Origin of the sequence: Neisseria gonorrhoeae, assembly GCF_013030075.1 — a bacterium.
In the GTDB taxonomy this organism is placed as follows: Bacteria; Pseudomonadota; Gammaproteobacteria; order Burkholderiales; family Neisseriaceae; genus Neisseria; species Neisseria gonorrhoeae.
In genome coordinates, this window is sequence record NZ_AP023069.1 from 2,146,716 (window position 1) to 2,167,602 (window position 20,887).

Consider the following 20,887-nt stretch of genomic DNA (forward strand, 5'->3'; position numbering starts at 1 on the left):
GAGAAGAGATGGACATCGTATTTGCGGCAGACGACAACTATGCCGCCTACCTTTGCGTTGCGGCAAAAAGCGTGGAAGCGGCCCATCCCGATACGGAAATCAGGTTCCACGTCCTCGATGCCGGCATCAGTGAGGCAAACCGGGCGGCGGTTGCCGCCAATTTGCGGGGGGGGGGGTAATATCCGCTTTATAGACGTAAACCCCGAAGATTTCGCCGGCTTCCCCTTAAACATCAGGCACATTTCCATTACGACTTATGCCCGCCTGAAATTGGGCGAATACATTGCCGATTGCGACAAAGTCCTGTATCTGGATACGGACGTATTGGTCAGGGACGGCCTGAAGCCCTTATGGGATACCGATTTGGGCGGTAACTGGGTCGGCGCGTGCATCGATTTGTTTGTCGAAAGGCAGGAAGGATACAAACAAAAAATCGGTATGGCGGACGGAGAATATTATTTCAATGCCGGCGTATTGCTGATCAACCTGAAAAAGTGGCGGCGGCACGATATTTTCAAAATGTCCTGCGAATGGGTGGAACAATACAAGGACGTGATGCAATATCAGGATCAGGACATTTTGAACGGGCTGTTTAAAGGCGGGGTGTGTTATGCGAACAGCCGTTTCAACTTTATGCCGACCAATTATGCCTTTATGGCGAACGGGTTTGCGTCCCGCCATACCGACCCGCTTTACCTCGACCGTACCAATACGGCGATGCCCGTCGCCGTCAGCCATTATTGCGGCTCGGCAAAGCCGTGGCACAGGGACTGCACCGTTTGGGGTGCGGAACGTTTCACAGAGTTGGCCGGCAGCCTGACGACCGTTCCCGAAGAATGGCGCGGCAAACTTGCCGTCCCGCCGACAAAGCATATGCTTCAAAGATGGCGCAAAAAGCTGTCTGCCAGATTCTTACGCAAGATTTATTGACGGGGCAGGCCGTCTGAAGCCTTCAGACGGCATCGGACGTATCGGAAAGGAGAAACGGATTGCAGCCTTTAGTCAGCGTATTGATTTGCGCCTACAACGCAGAAAAATATTTCGCCCAATCGCTGTCCGCCGTCGTGAATCAGACTTGGCGCAACTTGGATATTTTGATTGTCGATGACGGTTCGACGGACGGCACGCCCGCCATTGCCCGGCGTTTCCAAGAACAGGACGGCAGGATCAGGATAATTTCCAATCCCCGCAATTTGGGCTTTATCGCCTCTTTAAACATCGGGCTGGACGAATTGGCAAAGTCGGGGGGGGGGGAATATATTGCGCGCACCGATGCCGACGATATTGCCTCCCCCGGCTGGATTGAGAAAATCGTGGGCGAGATGGAAAAAGACCGCAGCATCATTGCGATGGGCGCGTGGTTGGAAGTTTTGTCGGAAGAAAACAATAAAAGCGTGCTTGCCGCCATTGCCCGAAACGGCGCAATTTGGGACAAACCGACCCGGCATGAAGACATCGCCGCCGTTTTCCCTTTCGGCAACCCCATACACAACAACACGATGATTATGAGGCGCAGCGTCATTGACGGCGGTTTGCGGTTCGATCCAGCCTATATCCACGCCGAAGACTATAAGTTTTGGTACGAAGCCGGCAAACTGGGCAGGCTGGCTTATTATCCCGAAGCCTTGGTCAAATACCGCTTCCATCAAGACCAGACTTCTTCCAAATACAACCTGCAACAGCGCAGGACGGCGTGGAAAATCAAAGAAGAAATCAGGGCGGGGTATTGGAAGGCGGCAGGCATATCCGTCGGGGCGGACTGCCTGAATTACGGGCTTTTGAAATCAACGGCATATGCGTTGTACGAAAAAGCCTTGTCCGGACAGGATATCGGATGCCTCCGCCTGTTCCTGTACGAATATTTCTTGTCGTTGGAAAAGTATTCTTTGACCGATTTGCTGGATTTCTTGACAGACCGCGTGATGAGGAAGCTGTTTGCCGCACCGCAATATAGGAAAATCCTGAAAAAAATGTTACGCCCTTGGAAATACCGCAGCTATTGAAACCGAACAGGATAAATCATGCAAAACCACGTTATCAGCTTAGCTTCCGCCGCAGAGCGCAGGGCGCACATTGCCGCAACCTTCGGCAGTCGCGGCATCCCGTTTCAGTTTTTCGACGCACTGATGCCGTCTGAAAGGCTGGAACAGGCGATGGCGGAACTCGTCCCCGGCTTGTCGGCGCACCCCTATTTGAGCGGAGTGGAAAAAGCCTGCTTTATGAGCCACGCCGTATTGTGGAAACAGGCGTTGGACGAAGGCTTACCGTATATTGCCGTATTTGAGGATGATGTCCTGTTTGGCAAAGACGCAGAAAAGTTCCTTGCCGAAGATACTTGGTTGGAAGAGCGTTTTGATAAGGATTCCGCCTTTATCGTCCGTTTGGAAACGATGTTTGCGAAAGTTATTGTCAGACCGGATAAAGTCCTGAATTATGAAAACCGGTCATTTCCTTTGCTGGAGAGCGAACATTGTGGGACGGCTGGCTATATCATTTCGCGTGAGGCGATGCGGTTTTTCTTGGACAGGTTTGCCGTTTTGCCGGCAGAGCGGATTAAAGCGGTAGATTTGATGATGTTTACTTATTTCTTTGATAAGGAGGGGATGCCTGTTTATCAGGTTAGTCCCGCCTTATGTACCCAAGAATTGCATTATGCCAAGTTTCTCAGTCAAAACAGTATGTTGGGTAGCGATTTGGAAAAAGATAGGGAACAAGGAAGAAGACACCGCCGTTCGTTGAAGGTGATGTTTGACTTGAAGCGTGCTTTGGGTAAATTCGGTAGGGAAAAGAAGAAAAGAATGGAGCGTCAAAGGCAGGCGGAGCTTGAGAAAGTTTACGGCAGGCGGGTCATATTGTTCAAATAGTTTGTGTAAAATATAGGGGATTAAAATCAGAAATGGACACACTGTCATTCCCGCGCAGGCGGGAATCTAGGTCTTTAAACTTCGGTTTTTTCCGATAAATTCTTGCCGCATTAAAATTCCAGATTCCCGCTTTCGCGGGAATGACGGCGGGGGGATTTCTGTTTTTCCGACAAATTCCTAAAACTTAAAATTCCGTTATTCCCGCGAAAACAGAAAACCAAAAACAGAAACCTGAAAACAGAAACCTAAAATTCGTCATTCCCGCGCAGGCGGGAATCCAGTCCGTTCGGTTTCGCTTGTTTTAAGTTTCGGGTAACTTCCACTTCGTCATTCCCGCGAAAGTGGGAATCCGGTTCGTTGGGTTTCAGTCATTTCCGATAAATCACCGCAACGTTAAATTTCTAGATTCCCGCCTGCGCGGGAATGACGGCGGAGAGGGTTTGTTGTTTCGGGTAAATCCCTGTAGTTTTTCGTTTCCAGATTCCCGTTTTCGCGGGGATGACGGCGGGGGGATTGTTGCTTTTTCGGATAAAATCCCGTGTTTTTTCATCTGCTAGGTAAAATCGCCCCAAAGCGTCTGCATCGCGGCGATGGCGGCGAGTGGGGCGGTTTCTGTGCGTAAAATCCGTTTTCCGAGTGTAACCGCCTGAAAGCCGGCTTCAAATGCCTGTTGTTCTTCCTGTTCTGTCCAGCCGCCTTCGGGCCCGACCATAAAGACGATTGCGCCGGACGGGTGGCGGATGTCGCCGAGTTTGCGGGCGCGGTTGATGCTCATAATCAGCCTGGTGCTTTCAGACGGCATTTTGTCGAGTGCTTCACGGTAGCCGATGATGGGCAGTACGGGGGGAACGGTGTTCCTGCCGCTTTGTTCGCACGCGGAGATGACGATTTCCTGCCAGCGTGCGAGGCGTTTGGCGGCGCGTTCTCCGTCGAGGCGGACGATGCAGCGTTCGCTGATGACGGGCTGTATGGCGGTTACGCCGAGTTCGACGCTTTTTTGCAGGGTGAAATCCATGCGATCGCCGGAGGAAATGGATTGGATGAGCGTGATGTTGAGCGGGGACTCGTTGTCGGTTGTGTCTTCGTGCAGGATTTCGGCTTCGGCGCGGTGTTTTTCCAAAACGGTCAGCCGTGCGGTATGTGCCTTGCCTTTGCCGTCGAAGAGGGTGATGTTTTCGTTGGGGCGGACGCGCAGGACGTTGAGGTGGCGGACGATGTTGTCGGGCAGGGCGACGGTTTGTCCGACGGAAAGGTTTTCGGGCAGGTAGAATCTGGGCATAGTTTTTGGCGGTTCGGACGGTTATAATCCGTCGCAGCGGCGTGATGGAAACGGACATTATACGTTCGCGCGCCGCAAGTTCAAAATATGAGGACAGTAGGAAGTGTTACACCGTTTGCAGAAAGTCGTGCGCCATATCGCGCAAACCGAAATTATGCCGCGTTTTTTGAATACGCCGTCCCGCCGCAAGGAAGACGGTTCGATGTTGAGCGAGGCGGACATTGCCGCGCAGACGGCATTTGCCGCCGCGTTGCCGCTTCTGATCGATTGCCCGATGTTGGGCGAGGAAATGTCGCGGCAGGAACAGTCGGCTTTGTGGGAACAATATTCGGGGGAAAAGGGGCTGTGGATTGTCGATCCGATAGACGGGACGAACAATTTTGTCAACGGGCTGCCGCATTTTGCCGTGTCGGTGGCGTTTGTCCGCAACGGGCGCGCCGAATTGGGCGTAATCTACAATCCGGTCAGCGGCGAATGTTTTTATGCCGAACGCGGGCAGGGTGCGTTTCTTAATGGGACACGCCTGCCTTTGCGTCTCGTGGATAAAAAACTCAATGAGGCGATTGCGGGCGTGGAAATCAAATATCTGCGTTCGGGCAAACTTTCCAGCCGCATGAGTACGCTCGCGCCTTTCGGGACGATACGCAGTATGGGCAGCAGCACGCTGGACTGGTGTTATCTGGCGTGCGGGCGTTATGATGTTTATGTCCACGGCGGGCAGAAGCTGTGGGATTATGCTGCGGGTGCGTTGATTTTCGAGGAGGCGGGCGGCAGGCTGACGACTTTGGAAGGCGACGGGTTTTGGAGTGGTGAACACGTGTTCAAACGCTCGGTCGTCGCCGCGCTCGAACCGAAGCTGTTTGAACGCTGGGTCGGGTGGATACGGGAAAACCAGTAGGTTCCAGATATATTCGTTAATATATTTTCAAAATTAATGTTTTTTAACATTAATAAAGGTACAATGCTTTTGCTGGTTAACACTGCCGTTTCTCCCTTTTCGGCAGTGCAGCAAGTAAGATGTTTTCCCGCAATGTATTGACCATTCATACTTACCCTTGGTATGAATGGTTTTTTTTTTGCGCGTTGAAAATGCCGTCTGAACGTTCAGACGGCATTTTTATGCGACAGGTTGCAGATATTTGCCGCAGCAGGCTTTGAATTTTTTGCCCGAACCGCAAATGCAGGGCTGTTTCATGGTAGGCAGCGGAACAGCCGGATCGATGAAATACCATTGCTCCGCTATTTTCACGAATGCCGACAGCTCGTGATGCACTGTTCGGTTTCCGCCGTCTTGGAAGTAGGCTTCAAATTCGACTTGGGCGTGCTGTTTGCCGAGGTTGCGGTGTGCGATGACATTCAAGCCCAGCCATTCGGCTTCTCTGCTCCACTGCATCAGTTCGGCGGCATCGAGGAATGTTTGTTGCGCCGGAACGGTAGTAGCGATGATGTAGTCGATAAGGTGCAGCACATACGCGCCGTACCGCGAACGCATGAGGGCTTCGGCGGTGGGCGGCAGGATTTGGCGCAGATGAAGCGGTCGGCAGCAGCCGGCATAGCTTGTGCCTGAACCGCAGGGGCAGGGCAGGTGGTGGTGAGTGTTCATTTTGTTTGGGAATGCAAATGCCGTCTGAAAGGGCTTCAGACGGCATGGTTGAAAAGCCTGTCCGTTAGGGCATCAGCATACCGCCGTTGACGTGCAGCGTTTGACCGGTGATGTATTTCGCCTGATCGGAAGCGAGGAACAGAACCGCATCGGCGATGTCTTGCGCGTCGCCGAATCTGCCCAAGGCGGTTTGGGCGGTAAATGTTTGGCGGGTTTCTTCGGGCAGGGCGCGGGTCATATCGGTATCGATAAAGCCCGGGGCGACGCAGTTGACGGTAATGCCCCGGCTGCCGACTTCGCGCGCCATAGATTTGGCAAAACCGATCAAGCCCGCTTTTGCGGCGGCATAATTGGTTTGCCCGGCATTGCCCATCACGCCGACGACGGAGGTGATGTTGATGATGCGGCCGGCGCGCTGCTTCATCATGCCGCGCAAGACGGCTTTAGAAGCGCGGAACACGGATTTGAGGTTGACCTGCATGATGTCGTCCCACTCTTCTTCTTTCATACGCATCAACAGGTTGTCGCGGGTGATGCCGGCGTTGTTGACCAGAATGTCGAGTTTGCCGAACGTTTTTTCGATGTCGGCAATCAGGTTTTCGACGGTTTCGGGTTCGGCGGAATTTAATACGCGGCCTTCGCCGCCCCATTGTGCCAGACGTTTGCTAATCGCCGCCGCACCGCTCTCGCCGGTTGCCGTACCGATGATTTTGGCACCGGCTGCCGCCAGTGTGTCGGCAATTGCCGCGCCGATGCCGCGCGATGCGCCGGTTACCAAAGCGATTTTGCCGCTTAAATCTTGTGTGCTCATATTTTTTCCTTTTTTCCGATAATCGAAGGACTGCGCCGGACGGTGCAGCCCTGTTTGCTGTTTATTCCCACTCGATGGTGGCGGGCGGTTTGCCGCTGACATCGTACACCACGCGGTTGATGCCTTTGACTTCGTTGATGATGCGGTTGGACACGCGGCCGAGCAGTGAGTATGGCAGCTCTGCCCAGTGTGCAGTCATAAAGTCGCTGGTGATGACTGCGCGCAGTGCGACGACGTAGTCGTAAGTGCGGCCGTCGCCCATCACGCCGACGGATTTGACGGGCAGGAATACGGCAAATGCCTGGCTGGTCAGGTCATACCAAGACGTGCCGTTTTCGTCGGTAGTATTGCGTAATTCTTGGATGAAAATATCGTCCGCCTGACGCAGCAAGTCGGCGTATTCTTTTTTCACTTCGCCCAAGATGCGCACACCCAAACCGGGGCCCGGGAAGGGGTGGCGGTACACCATTTCGCGCGGCAGGCCCAAAGCCACGCCCAACTCGCGCACTTCGTCTTTGAACAAGTCGCGCAAGGGCTCAAGCAGTTTGAGCTTCATATTTTCAGGCAGGCCGCCGACGTTGTGGTGGGATTTGATGGCGTGGGCTTTTTTGGTTTTCGCACCGGCGGATTCGATTACGTCAGGGTAAATCGTGCCTTGCGCCAGCCATTTGGCGTTGGTGAGTTTTTTCTCTTCGGCATCAAATACTTCGATAAATTCCGCGCCGATGATTTTGCGTTTTTTCTCAGGGTCGGTCACGCCGGCGAGTTTCGCCATAAACTGCCCTTCGGCATCGACGTGTATCACTTTCACACCCAAGTTGCGGGCGAACATATCCATCACCATTTTGCCTTCGTTCAGGCGCAACAAACCGTGATCGACGAACACGCAGGTCAGTTGGTCGCCGATGGCGCGGTGAATCAGCGCGGCGGCTACGGAAGAGTCCACGCCGCCGGACAGACCTAAAATCACTTCGTCGCTGCCGACTTGTTCGCGGATTTTGGCAACGGCTTCTTCGATGTAGTTGGGCATCGTCCAGCCCGGTTGCGCGCCGCAGATGTCCGAGACAAAGCGGTTCAACAGGGCGCGGCCTTGTTTGGTGTGGGTAACTTCGGGGTGGAACTGGATGCCATAGAATTGTTTTTCGGTGTTTTCCATCATGGCAATCGGGCAGGACGGAGTGTCGCCGATGACGGCGAAACCGTCGGGCAGTTTGGACACTTTGTCGCCGTGGCTCATCCATACGTCGAGTGTGTTGGGCGCGTCGTCTTGAATGCCGCGTGTCAGTCCGCTGTCGATGGTTTTGACTTGCGCGTAACCGAATTCGCGCTGGTTGCCGGGCTGCACTTCGCCACCCAAGTGGTGCGCCATAAACTGCATGCCGTAGCAGATGCCCAAAACCGGAATGCCCAAATCAAAAATACCGGTATCGGCTTGATAGTCGGATTCGTAAACAGAATTAGGGCCGCCGGAAAGGATGATGCCTTTGGGGTTGAAGGCTTTGATTTCGTCCAAAGGCATATCGAAGGAATGCAGCTCGCAGTAAACGTGTGCTTCGCGCACGCGGCGGGCGATCAGCCGGGTAACTTGCGAACCGAAGTCGAGGATGAGGATTTTGTCTTGGGTCATAATGGGTTTTACGGTGGTTGAAGATAATCGGATGGGTCGGCGGATATAGTGCCGTCTGAAGGGGTCGGGGCGATTATACCATTTCGGACGGCATTTTGTTTATGCCGTCTGAACGGCGGCGGTATCTTTTCCGGAGATGTTCCTCAGCATGGTGTAGTAGCCGTTTTGGAACATGAGTTGATCGTGTGTGCCTTGTTCGATGATTTTGCCGCCATCCATGACGATGATGCGGTCGGCGGATTCGACGGTGGTCAGGCGGTGGGCGACGATGATGCCGGTGCGGTTTTCCATCAGGCGTTCGAGCGCTTGTTGGACGAGGCGTTCGGATTCGTTGTCCAATGCGCTGGTGGCTTCGTCCAATAATAATATCGGCGCGTCTTTCAAAATGGCGCGGGCAATGGCGACGCGTTGCCGCTGTCCGCCGGATAAGTTGCTGCCGTTCGATCCGATGGGCTGGTGCAGTCCGAGCGGGGATGCGTCGATCAGGCTTTGCAGGTTGGCGGCTTGGAGGGCGGACAGGACTTCGGATTCGCCAGCGTCGGGACGGCTGTATCGGACGTTTTCAAACAGGGTGTCGTCAAACAGGAATACGTCTTGGGAGACGAGGGCGAATTGGGCGCGCAGGCAGTCGAGTTTGATGTCGGCGATGTCGATACCGTCTATGCAGATGTTGCCGGCAGACGGTTCGACAAAGCGGGGCAGAAGGTTGACGACGGTGGATTTGCCACTGCCGGAACGTCCGACCAGGGCGACGCGTTCGCCTTGTCTGATGTCGAGGTTGAAGTTGTCGAGGGCTTTGATGCCGTCTGAACGGTATTCGACATCGACGTTGCGGAAGCTGATGCGCCCTTCGACACGCTGCGGCGCGAGCGTGCCTTTGTCCTGTTCGGGCGGGGTGTCGAGAAATGCACATACGCCGTCGGCGGCGAGGAACATCGTCTGCATAGGGATGCTGATGTTGGCAAGGCTTTTGATGGGGGCGTACATTTGCAGCATCGCGACGATGAATGCCATAAATTCGCCGATGGTGGTGTAGCCGTTTTGGCTTTGCCACAGGGCGATGAAGATGACGACGGCGAGGGCGATGGAGGCAATCAGTTCGCTGAACGGGGAATGTGCCGCCGTTGCCTGCGTGATTTTTTTGCTGAGGCGGACGATGGTGCGGTTGACCGCGTCGAACCGGTTTGCCGCCTGCGCCTGCCCGTTGAACAGCTTGACGACGCGGTGTCCCTGATGGGTTTCGGCAATCACGTTGTTCATCGTGCCTATGCTTTTTTGCGAGTCGGAAATGACGTGTTTCAGACGGTCGCGGTAGTAGCGCGAGAGCAGGGAGAGCAGGGGGAACATCAGGACGACGATGAGGCTGAGCTGCCAGTTGAGGTAAAGCAGGACGATGGTCAGGCCGGTAACGATCATCGTGTCGCGCGTGAGGACGGTGAAGATGTCGCTGGCGTTGCTGACCGACTGTTCGGTCAGGTTGAGCATATTCATCAGTACGGTGCCGGACGGCGTTTCCTGATGGTAGCGGGAGGAAAGGGTCAGCATTTTGGCAAACATATCTTTGCGGATTTTGCTGATGGTCATCACGGAGACCCAAGTCATCAGATAGGTGCTGGTAAAGCGGCAGATGCCACGGATGACGACGAGGATGATGAGGAAGAGGGGGACGGTCCAGATTTTGTTTTCCGTCCCCCAAACCATATAGGTAAACTGTTCGCGCCAGTTTTGCAGGGTGGAAATGATGCCGGCGGCGGACAGCTCGGGCGGCGCGGCGGGTGCGGAAAAGCCGTGGTTGATCAGGGGGGCGATGAAGGCGGCGAGGTAGCTTTCGGTGGCGGCAACGCCGAAAATGGCAATCAGGGCGGCAACGATGCGGATTTTGTAGGGGCGGACGTACGCCATCAGGCGCATAAAGCTGCGCGCGTCTTCTTTTTTAAACAGTCCGAAAGTCAGTTTTTCTATCATATCGGTAGGGCGGGAACTGCAACGGCAGCCGCTGTCGGTGGTTTGGTAGGGATGAATTATAGCGCAAATATGCGGCTGTTTGCCGTTCGGACGTGAAAAGCAGCCTGAAGAGGGCAGGCTGCTTTTTGCGGAACGAAGTCAGTGCGCTTCGATAAAGGCGGTAATCTGTCCGGCATCGGTCAGTGCGCTGCAAGCGGCGGCCTTGTTGATGCGTTTTGCCAAGCCCGCCAACACTTTGCCCGGACCGCATTCGGCGGATTCGGCAATGCCGTCTGAAACAAGGGCGTTGACGGTTTCCGTCCAGCGCACGGGGCTGTAAAGCTGGCGGACGAGCGCGTCTTTGATTTTGCCGGCATCATCGTAGGCGGCAACGTCGGCGTTGTGGATGACACGGATTTGCGGCTGCTTGATTTCAACGGTTTTGAGTGCTTCGGCAAGTTTGTCGGCGGCGGGTTTCATCAGGCTGCAATGGGAAGGAACGGATACCGGCAGCGGCAGGGCGCGTTTGGCTCCGGCTTCTTTGGCGGCAGCCATGGTGCGTCCGACGGCGGCGGCGTTGCCTGCAATCACGACTTGTCCGGGCGAGTTGAAGTTGACGGCTTCGACCACTTCGCCCTGTGCGGATTCGGCACAAATCTGCCTGACCTGTTCATCTTCCAAACCCAAAATGGCCGCCATTGCGCCTACGCCTTGCGGTACGGCGGACTGCATCAGTTCGGCGCGCAGGCGGACGAGTTTGACGGCATCGGCAAAATCCAATGCTTCGGCGGCGACAAGCGCGGTGTATTCGCCGAGGCTGTGTCCGGCAACGGCGGCAGGCGTTTTGCCGCCCACTTCCAAATAGGCGCGGTAAACGGCAACGCCGGCGGCGAGCATAATGGGCTGGGTGTTGACTGTTTGACCGATGATTTCGGCATCGCTGCCGTTAATCATCGCCCACAAGTCCTGCCCCAATATGGCGGAGGCTTCGTCAAATGTGTTTTTGACGATGGCGTGTTCGGCAAAGCCGTTCATCATGCCGAGGCTTTGGGAACCTTGTCCGGGGAAGAAGAATGCGAAAGACATAGTATTCCTTTGTTGGGTTGGATTGTCAGAGATGTTGCCCGAGTTTTACAAAAAGTTCGGGCGGAACGAAATAATCAATCAGGATGCAGGTCGCCAGGACATTGCCCGAAACAGTCAGACGGAACAGCACAACAAAACGCTTTTTCGCCGTTTTATGCCTGAACATCCTACTACCCAAGTATGCGCCCGTCCAACCGCCGAACAAGGCAGGCAGGAGCAGGCGGTGTTCGGGAATGCGGCGTTTTCCCCGCACGGCACGCCGTTTGTCGATGCCGTAAAGTGCAAACGCATAGAGGGACAATATTGCGTAACACGCGCCCAATACGGGGAGGCGCAGCGAAACGGCGGACAGAAATGCCGCACACGCCATCGGTTTGAAGAAAGCCTGCCGCTTCATGATATGGGAAATGCCGTCTGAAAGCCTGTTTCAGACGGCACCGGTTTCAATATTGCAACAGCACCGCGCCCCACGCGAAACCGCCGCCTATGCCTTCGAGCAGCAGGTTTTGACCGCGTTTGATTTGTCCGCTGCGGATGCCCGCGTCCAAAGCCAGCGGAATGGATGCGGCGGACGTGTTGCCGTGGTCTTGGACGGTCAGGACGACTTTGTCCATACTCAAACCCAAATGTTTCGCGGTCGATTCGATAATGCGGCGGTTTGCCTGATGGGGAACAATCCAGTCGATTTGTTCGGCGGTGTAACCTGCTTCTTCGATAACGTCATCGGCGATTTTGGACAGCATTTTGACGGCAAACTTGAACACGCCGGGACCGTCCATCGAAATGTACGGCGAACCGGAAACTTTGCCGCAGGCGATTTGCCCGGGGACGTTTAAGAGTTTCAGATAATTGCCGTCGGCTTTGAGTTTGCTGTGGATGATGCCCGGTTTGTCGGACGCGCTTAAAACCACCGCGCCCGCGCCGTCGCCGAACAGCACGCAGGTTGTGCGGTCGTTCCAATCGACGATGCGGCTGAAGGTTTCCGCGCCGATGACCAGCGCGTTTTTCGCCATACCGCTTTTAATGTAGGCATTTGCCGTAGTCAGCGCGTACATAAAGCCTGCGCACACCGCCTGCACGTCAAACGCGGGGCAGCCGTTGGTGATGCCCAATTTTTGCTGCACGATGGTGGCGGTAGAAGGAAACTGCATATCCGGCGTTGCCGTCGCCACGATAATCAAATCAATGTCGTTTATATTTAATTTGGCATCTGCCAAAGCGCGCCGCGCCGCTTCGGCTGCAAGATCGCTGGTTTTTTCGTTTTCGGCTGCAATATGGCGGAATTTGATGCCCGTACGCGCGGTAATCCACTCGTCAGAGGTATCTACCTTTTGGGCAAGGTCGTCATTGCTGACGCGGTTGGCAGGAAGATAGCTGCCCGTGCCGGAAATTTTTGCATACTGCATGGGAACGGCCTTTTTAGAGAGTTGGTTCAGATTCGGCTATTGTAAGCGAAAAACCGATGATTGCCCAATACGGGCAGGGTGCAAATGACGGAAACAGGGATGGGGGTGTGGTTTGGCATACAGATGGTTTTCAGATGCGGATTGCCGTGGACGGGCGGGGCGGGGTTGCCGATACGCTGTTTTAAGTGAAGGAAATGCCGTCTGAAAGCCCAAGCTGCTTCAGACGGCATCTTGATTGTTGGGTTTCCATCAAATTATTTGGTGCCGGTGTTTGTTTTTGTCTGATAAATTCGGAAATGATATTTTGAATTGTAGAAATATTTTTAGAGATATGTTCAATAGGGTAGCAATCTCCCAAGATTTCCCTTGCCTTCCCGCTGTAATTTTCTGTTTTAAGGTTTTTTACTTTAATATCCCCGCCTTCTAAAATTGTTTGAATTATTGGCAAATATAGTGGATTAACAAAAATCAGGACAAGGCGGCGAAGCCGCGGACAGTACGGATAGTACGGAACCGGTTCACTTGGTGCTTGGGCACCTTAGGGAATCGTTCCCTTTGAGCCAAGGCGGGGCAACGCCGTACCGGTTTTTGTTAATCCACTATAATATCCTTTTTCAAAATAGACAGTTAATTCGGTATTGCCAAATTCCGGCTCGGGGATGATTCTGAAAACAAGGACGCCGGCTTTTTTCTCAAAATTTGATACGGAAAAAAAGCGATTGATTTCCCTAATGTCAGGATTTTCCAAAACGGGGATTTGGATTCGCTCCCCGTTGTCTGCCATAAAAAATCCGCCAAAAACGACCGTCGATGTTTTCATTCTTATCAAATCATTGGCTTTATTGGTTAATCGGACGTGCTTTCTATCTCAAATTCCTTGTTGATAAAAGAAATTTCCCGGGATTCTTGTTCCGTCAGCCGGATATCGAAATCTTCGATATAAGTACACAGGATGTCAAAAGCCAAAAAACGTTCCGAATAATGAATATAATCCAATGCGGATTCAATCAGACGGGCATCAAGCCTGCCTTCAAGGGATTTTCCGAACTTCATCATCCGTTTGTCTAGAGCTTTCATCCGTTTTTCTAATGTCTTCATTTTTCAAATACTCCTTATTTTACAGGGAAGTATTTGGGAAGTGCCGGACAGGCGCATCGCCGTCCGCGCCCGCAGGTTTGGACGGGTGCCGGATGCCGTCTGAAAGGGGCGGGGGCGTTCAGACGGCATCGTGCGTGTTACAGACTGGCGGCGGTTTCGTTTTGGGCGGCTTCCAGTGCGGCGAGTTGTTCGGCAACGCCTTGTTCGATTTTGGAAAGGCCGGCGGACTTGGCTTCGTGGTAGGCTTCTTCGAGTGCGTAGCGGAAACCGGTTTTGTCTGTGCCGCCGTGGCTTTTGATGACGATGCCGCGCAGCCCGAGCAGGATGGCCCCGTTGAATTTGCGCGGATCGAGTTTGTTTTTCAAGCCTTTGAGGGCGGGTAGGGCGGCAACGGCGGCAAGTTTGTTGAACAGGTTGCTCTGGAATTCGCGGCGGATGGCTCCGCTCATGAATTTGACTGCGCCTTCGATGGTTTTGAGCATGACGTTGCCGACAAAGCCGTCGGCGACGACGACATCTGCTTCGCCGTACAGGATGCCGTTGCTTTCGATGTTGCCGATAAAGTTGAGTTTGCTGTTTTGCAGCAGTTTGTAGGTTTGTTTGACGGTATCCGTACCTTTGATGTCTTCTGTGCCGACGTTGACCAGCCCGACGCGCGGCTGTCCTTTTTGAGGATGGAGTGCGTGGACGAGTTCGCTGCCGATGACGGCAAATTGGGCAAGCTGTTCGGGTGTGCAGTCGACGTTTGCGCCGAGGTCGAGGGCGAGGGTAACGTGGTCGGTGTCGGAAGGAAGGAATTTGGCGATGGCGGGGCGTTCGATGCCGGGTATGGTCTTGAGGACGAAACGTGCGGTTGCCATGAGCGCGCCCGTGTTGCCTGCGGATACGGCGGCTTGGGCTTTGCCTTCTTTAACTTGGTTGATGGCAACGCGCATGGAGGAGTATTTTTTGTTCTTTAGGGCGGACTGAGGGGATTCATCCATGCCGACAACCTGGGTGGTATGGCAGATGTCGATGCGTTCCATCGGCGCGCCTGCCGCGTTCAGGGCTTGGCGGAGCTGCGTTTCGTCGCCGGTCATAATCAGGCGGACATCGGGGTGTGCTTGGAGGAATGCGGTTGCGCCGGGTACGGTAACGGCAAGTCCTTGGTCGCCGCCCATGGCATCTACGGCCAATGTAATCATAGGGGTTTCTCCGGTAGATTTTCGGTCTGCGGCAGGGGTCGTGCGGGCTTCAGACGGCATCGGTTCGGAAAATATGCCGTCTGAAAGGGTTAGCCTCGGCCGGCTTCGGCAAGGCGGTTGTGTTCGTCGATGTCGAGTGCGTCCCACGGATAGTTGATCCACCAGTCTTCTACGGTAATGCCGCTGAAATAGGGAATGCCTTCGGGGATTTTGCCTGCTTTGGCTTTGATTTTTTCGTGCAGGACGGCGACGCCGACAGTGTCGAAGTCTTCCTTGAGCAGTTCTTTCAGGCAGAACTCCATGGTTACGCGGCTGTCGTCCACTTCATCGACGACGAGCACGTTTTTGCCCCGCAGGACTTCGGGGACGGGGTCTAGCCATTGGACTTTTTTGACTTCTTCGGTAACTTGTCCTTCGTTGTCGCTGTCGTAATAGGCGGTGGTTACGGCATAAATCGGAATTTCCAGAAAACAGCGCAGCATGCGTGCCGGAATAAAGCCGCCGCCGCCGATAGCGATCATGGCATCGTATTTGACGCCGGCGTTCCGGATTTTTTCTGCCAATGCTTTGATGACGCGGTGGATGTCATCGTAGGTGTACCAGATTTTCTGTTTCATCGGAATTTCCTTGGTGGTTGGGGCTTTTGGAATATTTTCACGGGGTATTATACGGAACGCTTTGCCCCTGTGTGTTGACGTATGGCGAAAGTTTGGACGGATGGTGCGTCCAATGTAAAAAAAGCCAGTAATTGCATGGCAATGTTCTGGCTTTTTCAGTCAGTCGAATAGGGATTATTCGCCTTTGGCTTTGACCACTTTGCGGCCGCGGTACATACCGTTGGGGGAGATGTGGTGCGGGCGGTGTACTTCGCCGGTTGTGCTGTCGACAAACAGTGCGGGCGCGGTCAGTGCGTCGTGCGAACGGTGCATACCGCGTTTGGAAGGGGATTTTTTGTTTTGTTGAACGGCCATTTCAAGCTCCTAGATAAATAAACTGTGTCCTAATTAACTGCTTTTCAAACCCGCCAAAACAGCAAAGGGGTTGGGTTTGTCTTGGTTGGCGGATTCCGGAAGGGTATTGCCGCAGTGTCCGTGTCGCGGCGAAAAGGGCAGGGACATCAGGATTTGGTCTTCTACCAATGCGCGCACGTCGAGTTCTTTTTCAATCAGTATGCCTTCGAGTTCTTCGTCGGCAAGCATGGATTCGTCCAAGGACTCTTCGTCGGAAAACAGGACGATACGGCTGCTTTCATCGAGCATGAACGGCATGGGTTTGATACATCTCTGGCAAATCAGGGGCATATCGGCTTTGACGTTCAGGTCGAGGAACAGGCGTTGCAGCCGGTCGCGACCGCCGGTCAGTGTAAACGATATTTTGGTCCGCCTGTCGGCGGGATAATCGTGCAAACTGACTCGCTCGTCCAATTCTTCCAGCAGAAAACTGCCTTGCAGGTTCTGCCTTTCGGCGGCAAAAATTTCCGGGTCAATCAAATTAGGGTCTGACATAAACGGGGTATGATATAATTTAGATGTTCTAACGTCAATATTTTTAAGAAAAATGTTGCGGTACGCCGAAGGCGGGCGTCCGTGTTTCGGCGCATGGCTGGATTTTACCGCCCCTTCGGGCGTGTTTTCAACGGTAAGGAGGATGGGATGGGTTTGGAACTGCCTTTGGTTTTGGGTACGAGTTCGGTTTTCCGCCGCGAACAGATGGAAAGGCTCGGCATTGCCTTTCAGGCGGCATCCCCCGATTTTGACGAAACGCCGATGTTGGGGGAATCCGCCCCTCAGACGGCATTGCGCCTTGCCGAGGGTAAGGCGCGGTCGTTGACCGGGCGTTTCCCCGGGGCGTTGATTGTCGGTGCGGACCAGGTGGCGTGGTGCGACGGCAGGCAGTGGGGCAAGCCGATGAACCTTGCCAACGCGCAAAAGATGTTGATGCATTTGAGCGGCAGGGAGATTGAGTTTTACAGTGCGGTCGTTCTGCTAAATACGGTTACGGGCAGGATGCATCGGCATATCGATAAGACGGTGGTCGTGATGAGGCAGTTGGACGAGCTGCACATCCTCCGCTATTTGGAGCGCGAGCCGGATGCGGTTTATTGTTCGTGTGCGGCGAAAAGCGAGGGCTTGGGCGCGCTGTTGATCGAACGGATTGAAAGTACCGATCCGAATGCCTTGATTGGTCTGCCGGTTTTCCGTCTGGTCGATTTTTTGAAAAACGAGGGCGTGGATGTTTTGTAACTGCCCGTTTATGCCGTCTGAAGGGTTCGGACGGCATTTTTAACCGATGAGTGAGGGAATGATGTCTCCTGTTTTGTATTTGATTCCTACGCCTTTGGGTACGCCTGACACGCCGTGCCTGTTGCAGCATGAACAACGGGCGGTTGTCGGGCTGACGGATTTTGTCGTGGAAGCGGAAAAAACGGCGCGTGCGCATTTGAAGCATTTGGGGATAACGACGCCGATACGCGAACTGAATCTGCAAACGTTGAATGAACACACGGATTTGAAGACTTTGCCGGAATTGCTGAAACCTTTGCAAGAAGGGCGCAGTATGGGGATTGTCAGCGAGGCGGGTTGCCCGGCTGTTGCCGATCCGGGCGCGAATTTGGTGGCATTGGCGCATAAACACGGTTTTGAAGTACGGCCTTTGGTCGGCCCGTCCAGCCTGCTGCTGGCGCTGATGGCTTCGGGTGCGAATGGGCAGAACTTTGCGTTTAATGGTTATCTGCCGTCTGAAAAAAATGAGCGCATTCAGAGTTTGAATGCTTTGGAGCAACGTTCGCGGCAGTGCGGCGAGACGCAGATTTTTATTGAAACGCCTTACCGCAATGATGCGCTGCTTGCCGATGCGGTGGAAAACCTGCATCCTGAAACGCGCTTGTGTACGGCTACGGATTTGACGTTGCCGACTCAGTTGGTGGTCAGTAAAACGGTTGCGGATTGGCGCAGGATGAAGGAAATGCCCAATCTGAAAAAACGCCCGACGATTTTTGTGATGTATGCGGGTTGAAGATTTCCGCCCCGATAGGGGGTGAACAATAAAAATGCCGTCTGAACAGGTTTCAGACGGCATTTTTCATGCTGCGGCATTTAGGAAACGACTTCGCCTTGGGCGCGTTGTTTTTCGATGCTGCGGTTGATGTGCCACTGCTGGGCGATGGTCAGGAGGTTGTTGACCACCCAGTAGAGAACCAAACCGGCAGGGAAGAAGAAGAACATGACGGAGAAAACCAACGGCATGATTTTCATCATTTTCGCCTGCATCGGGTCGGTCGGCGGCGGGTTCAGATAGGTTTGGGCGAACATCGTTGCCGCCATAATGATGGGCAGGATGTAGTAGGGGTCGGCGCGGCTGAGGTCGGTAATCCAGCCCAGCCAAGGTGCCTGGCGCAATTCTACGGAGGCGAACAATGCCCAGTACAAGCCGATGAAGACGGGGATTTGCAACAGCATAGGCAGACAGCCGCCCAGCGGGTTGATTTTCTCGTCTTTGTAAAGCTGCATCATCGCTTGCTGTTGCGCCATACGGTCGTCGCCGTATTTTTCTTTGATGGTCTGCAGTTTGGGTGCGGCGGCACGCATTTTCGCCATCGAACGGTAGGAGGCGTTGGTCAATGGATACAGTACGGCTTTGACGATGATGGTCAAAACGACGATTGCCCAGCCCCAGTTGCCGATAATGTTGTGCAGTTGGTTCAGGAGCCAGAAGAGCGGCGATGCGAACCAGTGTACTTTACCGTAGTCTTTTGCCAGTTGCAGGTTGTCGGCGATGTTTGCGATAACGGATGTGGTTTGCGGACCGGCATACAGGTTGACGGCAGTTTCGGCTTTGGCGCCGGCTTGGATAGCGGCTAAAGGCACGCTGACGCTTGCGCTGTACAGCTTGTCGCTGCGGCGTTTGATGTCGATGTGGCAGTCGCCTGCGGCGCAAACGCTTTGGCCGCCTTTAGGTTGGAGGATCCAGGTGGACATGAAGTGGTGTTCAATCATGCCGAGCCAACCGGTCGGGGTTTTGCGGATGTATTCGGCCTCGGATTTGCCGGATTTCGCATCGTCGTCCAAGTCGGAGAAGCTGACTTTTTGGAAGTTGCCTTCAGGGGTATAAACAACAGGGCCGACGTAAGAGTGGGTAAAGTAGCCTTGACCCTCGGGTTCGCTGTGGTCGCGGACGATGCGGTAGTCCGCGCTCAGGTTGGCGGTTTGACCGCTGCCGTTGGCGATGTCGAAGCGGACGTTGACCAGATAGCTGTCTTTGGTAAAGGTATAGACTTTGTCGATTTTCAGTCCGTTGGTTTCGGGCGCGCTCAGGCGGACTTCGACTGTGTCGCCGTTGAGGGTGTACTGTTTTTTCGGTGCGCTAAAGCCGATGCCTTTCAGAATGTTGTTGCCCTGCGCGTCCAAAAGTTCGGATTGGGCGACGTAGGTGTATTCTTTGCCGTCGCCAAACAGGACGAACGGTTTGTTTTCGTCGCCGGTTGCTTTGTATTTGAGCAGGGTCAGCCGGCGCAGGTCGCCACTTTTTTCATCAATAACGGCTTGAACCGTGTCGGTCGTTACGGTAATCGGCGTTGCGGGCGCGAGCGCGGCTTCGGCGGAAGCGGTTGCTGCCTGTTTTTGTGCCGCCTGTTGGGGCGCGGGGACGGGTTTCGGGGTGGGGAACATTTTTTCCCAGCCGATCATAATCACCAGCGCGATGGCGAAAAACGCCGTGAGTCTTTTAAAATCCATATAGAGTTTCCTGAATGGTCGGAAATGCCGCAGGTTGCGTGTTCCGATAGACGGGGAATAAGGGCGGGCTTCATACCCGACGGCCGTGCCGCCAGCCCGAAGGTTCAGACGGCATTATATAGAAACCGATGGGAAATAAAAGGAAAGCGTGCAATTTGAATATTGCGTCGGGTCAGGGAACGGGGTCGTGTCCGTGTCCGCCGAAAGGGTGGCAGCGTGCAATGCGCTTGATGGCGAGCCGGAGGCCTTTGAATGCGCCGTATTTTTTGACCGCTTCGACCGCGTATTGCGAACAGGTCGGCGTATAACGGCAGCGCGGCGGAATCAGCGGGCTGATGCAGTATTGGTAAAACCTTATCAGCCCCAGCAGCAGTTTGGACAATAGGAAGTTCATCGGGATGTTCCTTGTATGGGAAACCCGTTGCCGTCTGAACCTTGCCTGCAGGGTACCGTTCTGATCATACCTGTTTCCCGCATCCGGTTGCGGGGTTGCCGAACATGAGTTGTGCCAGTTCCGCCCTTGCCTGTTTTGCGGTAGCCCTGTCGAATTTCCGGCGGACGCGCACGACGAAATCCTGAGGCGGCAGCCGGTTTTTGTTCAATCTGAACCAGTCGCGGATGACGCGTTTCATATAGTTCCGCTCGTTGGCGCGTTTGGCGGTTTTTTTGCCGACCACCAGACCGATGCGGGGATGGTCCAGCCCGTTGCCGTTTGAGCGCGAAACTTGCAGCAGGTCGCGGCTGCGGCGGTTTCTGAATGCAAAAACGGATGAAAAATCATCCGTTTTTAACAAGCGGTACTGCCTTCCGAAGCGGTAGTCCAAAATTACACTGCCAGGCGTTTGCGGCCTTTGGCACGGCGTGCGGCCAATACTGCGCGTCCGCCGCGTGTTTTGGAGCGCACGAGGAAGCCGTGGGTGCGTTTGCGTTTGGTAACGGAAGGTTGATAAGTGCGTTTCATGATGGTTCCTAAAATAGAATGGGTAGATAATTAAACCGTGAATTACACTCCAATTTGCCGCTTTTGTCAATCAATATAGAAACTTTGCAGGAGGATTGCCCGATTGCCTGCGGATTTCTGCCGCCTTTCTGTGGATAAATTTTTGCACGGGTTGTGGATAAAATATCGGCGAGTCGGTATAATCGGTTCGCTGCGTTTTGAACCGACGCGTATTCAACAGATTTGTTTTCTTTTTGAAAATATTATATTTTCTTTGTTTTCGATTTCATTTTTACCGATTCGAGCCTATCC

The 20,887-nt window shown here is 53.9% G+C and carries 23 protein-coding genes and 3 pseudogenes; 6 read left to right on the plus strand and 20 right to left on the minus strand.

Going from position 1 to position 20,887, the window contains the following annotated elements; genetic code table 11:
* The first annotated feature begins 8 nt into the window (after positions 1-8).
* The 3 genes and pseudogenes from HT085_RS11305 to HT085_RS11315 all read left to right on the plus strand — a co-directional run bounded on the left by HT085_RS11305 (position 9) and on the right by HT085_RS11315 (position 2,864).
* Positions 9-930: pseudogene (locus HT085_RS11305) on the plus strand (glycosyltransferase family 8 protein).
* Between the two features lie 59 nt (positions 931-989).
* Complete coding sequence (locus tag HT085_RS11310; protein ID WP_172763948.1) at positions 990-2,003, plus strand: glycosyltransferase family 2 protein; 1,014 nt, start codon at positions 990-992, stop codon at positions 2,001-2,003.
* Positions 2,004-2,021: 18 nt separating this feature from the next.
* Positions 2,022-2,864 (plus strand): glycosyltransferase family 25 protein, encoded by an 843-nt coding sequence (locus HT085_RS11315; protein ID WP_047922168.1) that lies wholly within the window; start codon positions 2,022-2,024, stop codon positions 2,862-2,864.
* Between the two features lie 553 nt (positions 2,865-3,417).
* On the opposite strand, the gene HT085_RS11320 is transcribed toward HT085_RS11315, so the two are convergent.
* On the minus strand, positions 3,418-4,143 hold the full coding sequence (locus tag HT085_RS11320) for a 16S rRNA (uracil(1498)-N(3))-methyltransferase (protein WP_003687169.1): 726 nt from the start codon (positions 4,141-4,143) through the stop codon (positions 3,418-3,420).
* Positions 4,144-4,246: 103 nt separating this feature from the next.
* Here HT085_RS11320 and HT085_RS11325 point away from each other — a divergent pair, with 103 nt between their 5' ends.
* A complete protein-coding gene (locus HT085_RS11325) occupies positions 4,247-5,041 on the plus strand; it encodes an inositol monophosphatase family protein (RefSeq protein WP_003687170.1) in 795 nt (264 codons plus the stop codon).
* 219 nt (positions 5,042-5,260) lie between these two features.
* On the opposite strand, the gene HT085_RS11330 is transcribed toward HT085_RS11325, so the two are convergent.
* The 15 genes and pseudogenes from HT085_RS11330 to HT085_RS11400 all read right to left on the minus strand — a co-directional run bounded on the left by HT085_RS11330 (position 5,261) and on the right by HT085_RS11400 (position 16,407).
* Positions 5,261-5,746, minus strand: coding sequence for a YchJ family protein (locus HT085_RS11330; protein WP_003694665.1), 486 nt, complete (start codon positions 5,744-5,746; stop codon positions 5,261-5,263).
* 64 nt (positions 5,747-5,810) lie between these two features.
* Positions 5,811-6,557 carry a 3-oxoacyl-ACP reductase FabG gene (gene fabG, locus HT085_RS11335; protein WP_003690463.1) on the minus strand — a complete coding sequence of 249 codons (747 nt, stop codon included), beginning with the start codon at positions 6,555-6,557 and terminating at the stop codon, positions 5,811-5,813.
* A 61-nt stretch (positions 6,558-6,618) separates the two neighbouring features.
* Positions 6,619-8,184 carry a glutamine-hydrolyzing GMP synthase gene (gene guaA, locus HT085_RS11340; RefSeq protein WP_003690464.1) on the minus strand — a complete coding sequence of 522 codons (1,566 nt, stop codon included), beginning with the start codon at positions 8,182-8,184 and terminating at the stop codon, positions 6,619-6,621.
* Between the two features lie 99 nt (positions 8,185-8,283).
* The gene (msbA, locus tag HT085_RS11345; protein WP_014580460.1) at positions 8,284-10,149 is read right to left on the minus strand and encodes a lipid A export permease/ATP-binding protein MsbA; all 1,866 of its coding nucleotides are present in this window, start codon (positions 10,147-10,149) and stop codon (positions 8,284-8,286) included.
* Between the two features lie 138 nt (positions 10,150-10,287).
* Positions 10,288-11,214, minus strand: a complete 927-nt coding sequence (fabD, locus tag HT085_RS11350) for an ACP S-malonyltransferase (RefSeq protein ID WP_003687177.1) — start codon at positions 11,212-11,214, stop codon at positions 10,288-10,290.
* A gap of 25 nt (positions 11,215-11,239) precedes the next feature.
* A complete protein-coding gene (locus HT085_RS11355; RefSeq protein ID WP_003687178.1) occupies positions 11,240-11,611 on the minus strand; it encodes a DUF1294 domain-containing protein in 372 nt (123 codons plus the stop codon).
* A 46-nt stretch (positions 11,612-11,657) separates the two neighbouring features.
* Entirely contained in the window at positions 11,658-12,620 is a 963-nt protein-coding gene (locus HT085_RS11360) for a beta-ketoacyl-ACP synthase III (RefSeq protein WP_003687179.1), read from the minus strand.
* A gap of 26 nt (positions 12,621-12,646) precedes the next feature.
* Positions 12,647-12,850: a hypothetical protein gene (locus HT085_RS11365; protein ID WP_003696596.1), complete on the minus strand. Its 204-nt coding sequence runs from the start codon at positions 12,848-12,850 to the stop codon at positions 12,647-12,649.
* A gap of 53 nt (positions 12,851-12,903) precedes the next feature.
* Positions 12,904-13,071, minus strand: a pseudogene (locus tag HT085_RS11370) (DUF6911 family protein); the annotation flags it as partial.
* Positions 13,072-13,224: 153 nt separating this feature from the next.
* Positions 13,225-13,440 (minus strand): annotated as a pseudogene (locus HT085_RS11590) (DUF6911 family protein); the annotation flags it as partial.
* A 26-nt stretch (positions 13,441-13,466) separates the two neighbouring features.
* Complete coding sequence (locus HT085_RS11380) at positions 13,467-13,718, minus strand: MafI family immunity protein (RefSeq protein ID WP_003687181.1); 252 nt, start codon at positions 13,716-13,718, stop codon at positions 13,467-13,469.
* A 137-nt stretch (positions 13,719-13,855) separates the two neighbouring features.
* Positions 13,856-14,902, minus strand: coding sequence for a phosphate acyltransferase PlsX (plsX, locus tag HT085_RS11385; protein ID WP_003687182.1), 1,047 nt, complete (start codon positions 14,900-14,902; stop codon positions 13,856-13,858).
* Positions 14,903-14,991: 89 nt separating this feature from the next.
* On the minus strand, positions 14,992-15,519 hold the full coding sequence (locus HT085_RS11390) for a phosphoribosyltransferase (protein ID WP_003690468.1): 528 nt from the start codon (positions 15,517-15,519) through the stop codon (positions 14,992-14,994).
* Positions 15,520-15,693: 174 nt separating this feature from the next.
* Positions 15,694-15,873: a 50S ribosomal protein L32 gene (rpmF, locus tag HT085_RS11395; RefSeq protein WP_003687186.1), complete on the minus strand. Its 180-nt coding sequence runs from the start codon at positions 15,871-15,873 to the stop codon at positions 15,694-15,696.
* Positions 15,874-15,906: 33 nt separating this feature from the next.
* Positions 15,907-16,407: a YceD family protein gene (locus HT085_RS11400; protein WP_003687187.1), complete on the minus strand. Its 501-nt coding sequence runs from the start codon at positions 16,405-16,407 to the stop codon at positions 15,907-15,909.
* 147 nt (positions 16,408-16,554) lie between these two features.
* Here HT085_RS11400 and HT085_RS11405 point away from each other — a divergent pair, with 147 nt between their 5' ends.
* A complete protein-coding gene (locus HT085_RS11405; RefSeq protein WP_003690470.1) occupies positions 16,555-17,145 on the plus strand; it encodes a Maf family protein in 591 nt (196 codons plus the stop codon).
* 61 nt (positions 17,146-17,206) lie between these two features.
* Positions 17,207-17,917: an SAM-dependent methyltransferase gene (locus tag HT085_RS11410; protein WP_010356435.1), complete on the plus strand. Its 711-nt coding sequence runs from the start codon at positions 17,207-17,209 to the stop codon at positions 17,915-17,917.
* Between the two features lie 80 nt (positions 17,918-17,997).
* Here HT085_RS11410 and yidC read toward each other — a convergent pair whose 3' ends face one another.
* The 4 genes from yidC to rpmH all read right to left on the minus strand — a co-directional run bounded on the left by yidC (position 17,998) and on the right by rpmH (position 20,596).
* Positions 17,998-19,635 carry a membrane protein insertase YidC gene (yidC, locus tag HT085_RS11415; protein WP_003697918.1) on the minus strand — a complete coding sequence of 546 codons (1,638 nt, stop codon included), beginning with the start codon at positions 19,633-19,635 and terminating at the stop codon, positions 17,998-18,000.
* A 172-nt stretch (positions 19,636-19,807) separates the two neighbouring features.
* Positions 19,808-20,029 carry a membrane protein insertion efficiency factor YidD gene (gene yidD / locus HT085_RS11420; RefSeq protein WP_003690475.1) on the minus strand — a complete coding sequence of 74 codons (222 nt, stop codon included), beginning with the start codon at positions 20,027-20,029 and terminating at the stop codon, positions 19,808-19,810.
* 64 nt (positions 20,030-20,093) lie between these two features.
* Positions 20,094-20,459 carry a ribonuclease P protein component gene (rnpA, locus tag HT085_RS11425; protein ID WP_003687193.1) on the minus strand — a complete coding sequence of 122 codons (366 nt, stop codon included), beginning with the start codon at positions 20,457-20,459 and terminating at the stop codon, positions 20,094-20,096.
* Between the two features lie 2 nt (positions 20,460-20,461).
* Complete coding sequence (gene rpmH / locus HT085_RS11430) at positions 20,462-20,596, minus strand: 50S ribosomal protein L34 (RefSeq protein WP_002214728.1); 135 nt, start codon at positions 20,594-20,596, stop codon at positions 20,462-20,464.
* Positions 20,597-20,887: the final 291 nt, after the last annotated feature.